The organism is Francisella noatunensis subsp. noatunensis (assembly GCF_009823375.1).
Classification (GTDB): Bacteria; Pseudomonadota; Gammaproteobacteria; order Francisellales; family Francisellaceae; genus Francisella; species Francisella noatunensis.
In genome coordinates this window covers 1-6948 of the sequence record NZ_WBSX01000102.1, presented here as the reverse complement: position 1 = coordinate 6948, position 6948 = coordinate 1, and the positions used below count along the sequence as shown (strand labels likewise).

Genomic DNA, 6948 nt, shown 5'->3' with positions numbered 1-6948 from the left:
TAGCTTTTTAACTTTACAGGATAGCTTATGATTATTTGAAGTTCTGCGGCTTTGATATAGCTTCTGTGCTATCTCAGCATTATAGTCACTATTTATACTAGTGCGATTAAGTTCCTTTTTTATAGCTCTTTCACTATAGCCAATTTTATTGGCTATTTGAGATGTTTGGTATCCTAATTTAAGTAATTCTTCTATACAATATCTATTTGAAAGAGTTAAGTGCTTTGGCATTTTTTAGTTCCTTATCGTTTATTTTAGTTTCGTCAAAACCTAATAAACCATATTTGGAACTCTCTTTCAACTATTTAAAACTTTCAGAATACAATCTAGCTCTTTTACAAACCAAGCCATAGAAATAAGATATGTACTAGAAATAAATACAAAACCCAAGTATAGGCCCATTGTCATCAAAGCCCAATAAACCAATAGACTCTGAACCAGCGGTCGTTGTTTATTAACATAAAAAACTTTATTTAGGGTAATTTCTAATCTTTTAATCATTAGAAAAATAACAACCAATAAAACTATAACTGATGTAATAAGCAAAGAGGTCATCTTTTCAGAAACACTTGTGATGTACTGCTGGACTGTCGCTGCAGTCTCGGGAAGCATGTTCTGAAAAAGAAAATTCTGTAAATTCTCAGAAAGAGAACTAAATGCGTTAAAAGCATTCAAAATATTTATTATAATGAAAAAAGCTGGTACGATAGCAAACAAACTCGTAAGAGTTATAGCCGCAGCCACTGTTGGACAATCTTTACGAAGATATTCTTTGAAGACCCAGATCCAATAGTTTTTAAATATTAACAAATATTTTTTGTATAATTTGATATCAAACATAGAAAAACAACAATGAAAAACATACTAATACTATACTACAGCCAAGGTGGAAGTACAAAGAAAATGGCTCATACTATAGCCCTAGGTGTAGAAGCCACAGGTGCTACAGCCATAGTCCGTACGGTACCAAATATCTCAGCAAAAACTGAGCAAATTGACTCTAAAATTCCAGATAATGGCGATCTATATGCTACAAAAGAAGATCTTGCCAATTGTGATGGTTTGATAGTTGGAAGTCCCGCATACTTTGGCAATATGGCATCACCTTTGAAATACTTTTTAGAAATTCATAGTGATATATGGTTCAAAGGCAGTCTAATCGGCAAACCTGTTGGCTTTTTTACCGCAGCTTCAGGAATGCACTCTGGCCATGAAAGTACACTACTATCAATGATGATCCCTTTTATACATCATGGTTGTTTAATTGTTGGTGTACCATATAGCGAGCAAGCATTAGAACATACTCGTACAGGTGGCACTCCATATGGAGCATCTCACCTAAATACATTTTCACCAAACAAAACCATGTCTGACGATGAAATAAAAATATGTAAAACACTAGGTAAAAGAGTAGCTGATATTGCAAATAAACTTTGTTGTTAGGAGAATATTATATGAAAAATATTTTTTATACTTTAATATTTTTATCACTCTTGATATTGAGTGGTTGTAGTACATCAGAGCCAAGCTATTCGGCTAGCTCTGTAGGTCAAGTATCTCAAGTCAAACAAGGTAAAATCATAGATATTCAGCAAGTTCATATCAAAGGTTCTGACAATGTAGGTGTTCGTGTAGGTGGTCTTGCTGGTGGTCTTGGTGGAGCTCTAGCAGGTAGTGGTAATATGCTTACTAGTATTGCTGTTTCTATTGGTGGCGCTGTAGTTGGTGGTATTGCAGGTGGTGCTACAGAAGATGCCATAACATCTTCAAAAGGATATCAATTTACAATACAGTTGAGCAATGGTGAAACACTTGCCATATTACAAGAAGATAAACATGGCTTAAATATTGGCGATGAAGTGACTATATATATGTCTGGCAACAATACTAGAATTGTTCCTGCAAAAAACTAAAAACCAATATTAAAAATAAGTAAAATTTGCTTTCACAAAAGTTATCGTTTAGTATATCATTTTTATCATCCCTTATAATGCTTAGCCTTTATTCATCTTTGCTAAGCAATTTTTTTGATAAAAGAAGAATCTAATAAAATGTATAAGAAAAAAGTTACCACTTTAGGGTTAAGTATATGGTTCGCCTGTGCATTTTTTTATGCTCTTGAATATTTTGTAAGATCATCAACAGGAGCTCTGCTTGATGGCTTTACAGAAAAGCCATATAACCTTACCCTTGCAGCAACTGCAATGTTTAGCTCATCTTTCTACTGGAGTTATATAATTTCACAGATCCCAGCAGGTATTCTTGTAGACAAATTTGGCATCAAGAGAGTAATGATAGTAAGTTCTGCAATATTTTCAGTAGCGATGCTAATTGCCACTCTAGCTCATAATGAATCAATGCTTTTGACCTATAGAATATTGGCAGGCTTTGGTGGAGGATTTGCCATTTTATGTGCTATAAAAGCGATTGTAATATGGTTACCAAATAGATTGTTCCCTGCATTTACAGGCCTAACTCAATTTGTACTATACGTTGGGGCTACGCTTTCAGCCACACCTCTAGTGTTCTTGGCTAGACATTTAAGCATTTCACAAATTATGGCTTTAATACTCATAATTTCTGTAATTTTACTACTTGTTAGTATATTTATAATAAGAGTACATCCTGACTACTCTAAACAAAATAAGCAAAATGGACAAAAGATAAGTAGTCTGAAAGATATTGTTACTGTATTCAAAAATAAACAAATTTGGTTTAATGGTTTGTATTGCTTTACTATCTATGGAACCACTGTTCTTTTTGCTGATTTATGGGGAATAAAATACCTACAACTGACAGGTTTCTCTCAAGCTAATGCTGGTTACTGTACATCACTAATCTTTATTGGTGTGGCTATATCTAGTCCAATATGGGGAGCTATTGCCTCAGTATTTGACGGCGAGAAAAAATTCTTATTAATAACACCTATCTTTGGATTCTTTATTGTTACATACTTATTATTTTTCAATACAAGTTTTCCTGTAGCTGTAATCTTATGTATCCTATTTGGTTCTGTCCAAGCAGTTCAAGTTCTTAATTATTCTGCCCTAAGAAATACTGTCTCTGCGACACAAATTGCAACTGGATTAGCAGTAGTAAATATGTTCTTACCACTAAGTGGAGGAATCTTACAACCAGCTACGGGAGCATTAATAACTCATCTTAAGCAGTCACATGAGACATTATATGCTTTCCAAAGCACATTAATAATTATTCCTATATTAATGATTCTTTCATTTATAATTGCCTTGTTTATCAAAGATTCAAATAACTAAAATATATACTGCTTTACTCTAACTTTTTTTTAATCTATTATTTGTTATAAAATTTTGAACCTATATAAAATATGAAAAAATTAATAATCGCTGCTGCGATGGCAATAATCATCATAGCTTTTGTAGCTGTTAACTTTCTAACAAAAGAGACAACTAAACCACAAACAACAAAAGGATCTCATGATATAACTGTAGTTGCTGCTGAAAACCAATATGGAAGTATAGCTCAACTTATAGGCGGTAGTAATGTCAAAGTTACTAATATCATAAACAATGCTGATGGCGATCCGCATACTTTTATATCCTCGGTTAAAAATGCCAAGCTTTTAGCATCAGCTGATATAATTATTTACAACGGTGCAGATTATGACTCATGGATTATACCCATTCTTAAGAGTAATACACATGCTACAATCATTAAAGTACAAGATCTTGTGGATTATCCTAAAACTCCAAAATTTGGTATCAATCCTCATCTTTGGTATGATCCGGACACATTCCCTGCTCTCGCGAAAAAATTAAAGGAAGTATTCTCTAAAGAAGACTCAATTGATAGTAATTTATTTGAGAAAAACTATGTTAATTTTGAACATAAGTATCAACAAGTCTACGATCTTGTTAAACAAATCAAACAATCTAGCGCAGGCACTCCAGTCACAGCTACAGAACCTCTATTTGGTTATATGGCAAGTGCTCTAGGCTTAGACATGAAAGGTCTAGCATTCCAATGGGTTATTATGAATAAGTCTGAACCTAGTCCTAAAATGATGATTGATTATCAAAAACTTTTCAAGGATAAAGAAGTTAAAGCTCTTTTCTATAATAAGCAAGTTACTGATAATGTCACTAATAAAATGTTAGAGCTAGCAGAAGAAAACGATATACCCGTAGTTGGTATTACAGAAACGATGCCTACAAATGAAGATGCTATTACATGGATAGTAAAAACATTACAAAAAACTGCTGAAGCACTAGACCAATCTAACCAATAAAATGATCAAATGTTCTAATCTGATAATTGGCTATAACAAGCCAATCACACAACCTCTTAATCTTGAAATCCCAACGAATGCTTGGGTAGGTATAGTAGGTAAAAATGGTGTTGGTAAATCAACCTTTTTCAAAACTCTTTTAGGTAAGATACCAAGTATCTCTGGTTCTATTACTATCAATAATGCAAAAGTTGATATCAATAGCATTAGCTATATACCACAAGAAAGAGAAATCAATTTTGAAGAAAAAACATCTGGCTATACTCTGGTAAAATACAGTTATAAACCAAACTCATGGGGATTACCTTTATTTGATAAGAATTTCAGAGAAAAGTTGGAATATCTTATTATGTTGACCCAGACTCAAGACTATATACACAAGCCTTTTAAGAATCTCTCAGGAGGTCAAAAAAAGCGTATATATCTAGTTCAAGCTCTTATAAATAATCCTAAGGTTCTTTTGTTAGATGAGCCTCTATCAGATCTTGATCCAGATGCAAAGCAAAGATTCCTAGCATGCTTAAAAGCAATTCACAAAAAAGAAAGTATTACATTACTTCTAATCTCTCATGATATGAAAGAGATTAGCTCACAACTAGATGCTTTTATTCACTTTAAGGATGGTCAATGTCACTATTGTAATGAGATGCCATGTCTACAGGAGGATATCTGTGTTTAATTATACTTTCATGCACTATGCTTTTATAGCAGGAACCATAATCGCTCTTATATGTGGTATTATTAGTTTTTTTGTGATTATCAGAAGATTATCATTTGCATCTCATGCTTTAGGTCATATTAGCCTTACCGGAGCTTCTGGAGCAGTTCTACTAAATTTATCTGCCATGACTGGACAGCTTGTCATAAACCTAGTCGCTGGTCTTCTTATGGGTGCCTTTGGTGATAAAATCAAAAAAAATGATATCGCAATAGGCATCGTTTTGACTTTCTTTTTGGGGCTTGGTACTTACTTCCTATTTTTATATCAAAGTGGCTATTCAGGCTCTGTGATATCCATCCTTGTTGGTGATATCCTCACTGTGACACTAGAGCAGATATATATACTACTTACTCTTGCTATATTTACTATAGCTCTTTTAGCTATGATTGCTAGACCATTATTTATATCATCGATAGATCCTGTATTTGCTGAATCAAAAAAGATCCCTAATAAATTTCTGTCCATCTTACTTTTCATCTGTATTGCGATTACAGTATCTATGGCTTGTCAAGTTGTTGGTATACTATTAGTGTTCTCACTACTTATAGGTCCGGCTGCGATCGCTACTCAATGGGTAGATGGCTTTTATAAACCTATATTTCTAAGTACAGTTATATCCATATTGACGGTTTGGTCTGGGATTGTAGCTGCCTATTATATCGATGTTCCTATTAGCTTTTTTATTACCACTATTATCTGTATCTTATATCTAATAAGTATCATAAAAAGTAAATTCTATTAATTTTTGCTAATCTAGTAAGTTGTCACTATACCGAAGCCATATTTGCGATTATAATTATGCTAATTTTAGTATACTTAATTTAGAAAAATGATAATAACCAAAGAAATTGAATACCGTGGTGATGGTGTTTTATTAAAAGGCTTTTGTGCATACCCTGACAGAGGAGCTCATTTACCAGCAGTTTTAATAGCTCCAACATGGGCAGGTAGAGATAATTTTGCTTGTGAAAAAGCAATCGCTATGGCAAAAAAAGGCTATCTAAGTTTTGCCATAGATATCTATGGTGAAGGTAAAGTAGGCAGTTCTAAAGAAGAAAATGCGACTCTTATGAATAGCCTACTTGAAGACAAACATGCTCTTATGACTAGACTTAGATCTGCATATAATATTGTTAGAAAGATGCCTCGTGTAGATAAGTCTAGTATTTCTGCAATAGGATTTTGTTTTGGCGGTAAGTGTGTATTAGACATGGCTAGATCGAACTTTGAATTAAAAGCTGCTATTAGCTTCCACGGCTTGCTAGAATCTAACATTGTTAAAGAGCAAAAAATAGACACAAAAATACTTGTACTACATGGCTATAATGACCCTATGGTACCACCAGAGCAAGTCAATAGATTCCAGCAAGAGATGAACATGCGTAAAGCTGACTGGCAACTACACACTTTTGGTAATACGTATCATGCTTTTACAAATCCTAATGCCAATGATCTGGAGTTTGGTACTGTATTTAGCAAAGAATCAAACAAAAGAGCTTGGAAGCTTGCTGAAGATTTCTTGAGAGAGACTTTTGTTAGTGGTTACTTTTAAACCATCTAAGCAGATTCAAACTATAATCCAAACTCTTTAAAAAATCATCTTGTTCATAAATATCTTGTATATCTATAAGTAATTAAAGATCATACATTATGTGCTTATCAAGAATTAAGAAGGAAAATACATATGAAAAAGCTACTATTAATCCCTATTATGCTAATAATTATGACAACACTTGTAACTAGCTGTCACCATCATCACAAAAAACAAGAATCTAGTAACTAATATACTCTTATAATCTTCTAATAATAGTTAGTCTTTATAAAAGCTAGATTGTATTCTCAATGTTTATAGAGATACCAAAATGTACTTCATTAGGTGTCAAGTAATTTAAACATTTCTTAGGTCTATTATTCAAGTCTATCTGTAACTTTCTAATGTATTGATGAGATATATTGTTAA

Annotated in this window: 8 protein-coding genes and 2 pseudogenes; 7 read left to right on the top strand and 3 right to left on the bottom strand. The window is 33.1% G+C overall.

Going from position 1 to position 6948, the window contains the following annotated elements:
- Both F8C69_RS08125 and F8C69_RS08120 read right to left on the bottom strand, forming a co-directional pair.
- Positions 1-231, bottom strand: a 231-nt coding sequence (locus F8C69_RS08125; protein WP_159183974.1) for a helix-turn-helix domain-containing protein, incomplete at its 3' end; no start/stop codon positions are given.
- A 72-nt stretch (positions 232-303) separates the two neighbouring features.
- Positions 304-840, bottom strand: a pseudogene (locus tag F8C69_RS08120) (YhjD/YihY/BrkB family envelope integrity protein); the annotation flags it as partial.
- Positions 841-852: 12 nt separating this feature from the next.
- Here F8C69_RS08120 and wrbA point away from each other — a divergent pair.
- The 7 genes from wrbA (at position 853) to F8C69_RS08085 (ending at position 6540) form a co-directional block, all read left to right on the top strand.
- Positions 853-1443 (top strand): NAD(P)H:quinone oxidoreductase, encoded by a 591-nt coding sequence (gene wrbA / locus F8C69_RS08115; protein WP_012280080.1) that lies wholly within the window; start codon positions 853-855, stop codon positions 1441-1443.
- 11 nt (positions 1444-1454) lie between these two features.
- Positions 1455-1913 carry an outer membrane lipoprotein gene (locus F8C69_RS08110; protein ID WP_159184835.1) on the top strand — a complete coding sequence of 153 codons (459 nt, stop codon included), beginning with the start codon at positions 1455-1457 and terminating at the stop codon, positions 1911-1913.
- A gap of 138 nt (positions 1914-2051) precedes the next feature.
- Positions 2052-3275, top strand: coding sequence for an MFS transporter (locus F8C69_RS08105; protein WP_159184834.1), 1224 nt, complete (start codon positions 2052-2054; stop codon positions 3273-3275).
- Positions 3276-3346: 71 nt separating this feature from the next.
- Positions 3347-4267, top strand: coding sequence for a metal ABC transporter solute-binding protein, Zn/Mn family (locus F8C69_RS08100; protein ID WP_159184833.1), 921 nt, complete (start codon positions 3347-3349; stop codon positions 4265-4267).
- Position 4268: 1 nt separating this feature from the next.
- Positions 4269-4946: a metal ABC transporter ATP-binding protein gene (locus tag F8C69_RS08095; RefSeq protein ID WP_004286673.1), complete on the top strand. Its 678-nt coding sequence runs from the start codon at positions 4269-4271 to the stop codon at positions 4944-4946.
- On the top strand, positions 4867-5730 hold the full coding sequence (locus F8C69_RS08090) for a metal ABC transporter permease (protein ID WP_159184832.1): 864 nt from the start codon (positions 4867-4869) through the stop codon (positions 5728-5730). The genes F8C69_RS08095 and F8C69_RS08090 overlap by 80 nt, the downstream gene beginning before the upstream one ends.
- An 87-nt stretch (positions 5731-5817) precedes the next feature.
- Complete coding sequence (locus F8C69_RS08085) at positions 5818-6540, top strand: dienelactone hydrolase family protein (RefSeq protein ID WP_159184831.1); 723 nt, start codon at positions 5818-5820, stop codon at positions 6538-6540.
- A 274-nt stretch (positions 6541-6814) separates the two neighbouring features.
- On the opposite strand, the pseudogene F8C69_RS11465 reads toward F8C69_RS08085, so the two are convergent.
- Positions 6815-6948: pseudogene (locus tag F8C69_RS11465) on the bottom strand (IS30 family transposase); the annotation flags it as partial.

Bases quoted from the DNA above. Each gene is read 5' to 3' on its own strand.
- wrbA (WP_012280080.1), top strand. From the start codon at position 853: ATGAAAAACATACTAATACTATACTACAGCCAAGGTGGAAGTACAAAG.
- F8C69_RS08110 (WP_159184835.1), top strand. From the start codon at position 1,455: ATGAAAAATATTTTTTATACTTTAATATTTTTATCACTCTTGATATTG.
- F8C69_RS08105 (WP_159184834.1), top strand. From the start codon at position 2,052: ATGTATAAGAAAAAAGTTACCACTTTAGGGTTAAGTATATGGTTCGCC.
- F8C69_RS08100 (WP_159184833.1), top strand. From the start codon at position 3,347: ATGAAAAAATTAATAATCGCTGCTGCGATGGCAATAATCATCATAGCT.
- F8C69_RS08095 (WP_004286673.1), top strand. From the start codon at position 4,269: ATGATCAAATGTTCTAATCTGATAATTGGCTATAACAAGCCAATCACA.
- F8C69_RS08090 (WP_159184832.1), top strand. From the start codon at position 4,867: ATGCTTTTATTCACTTTAAGGATGGTCAATGTCACTATTGTAATGAGA.
- F8C69_RS08085 (WP_159184831.1), top strand. From the start codon at position 5,818: ATGATAATAACCAAAGAAATTGAATACCGTGGTGATGGTGTTTTATTA.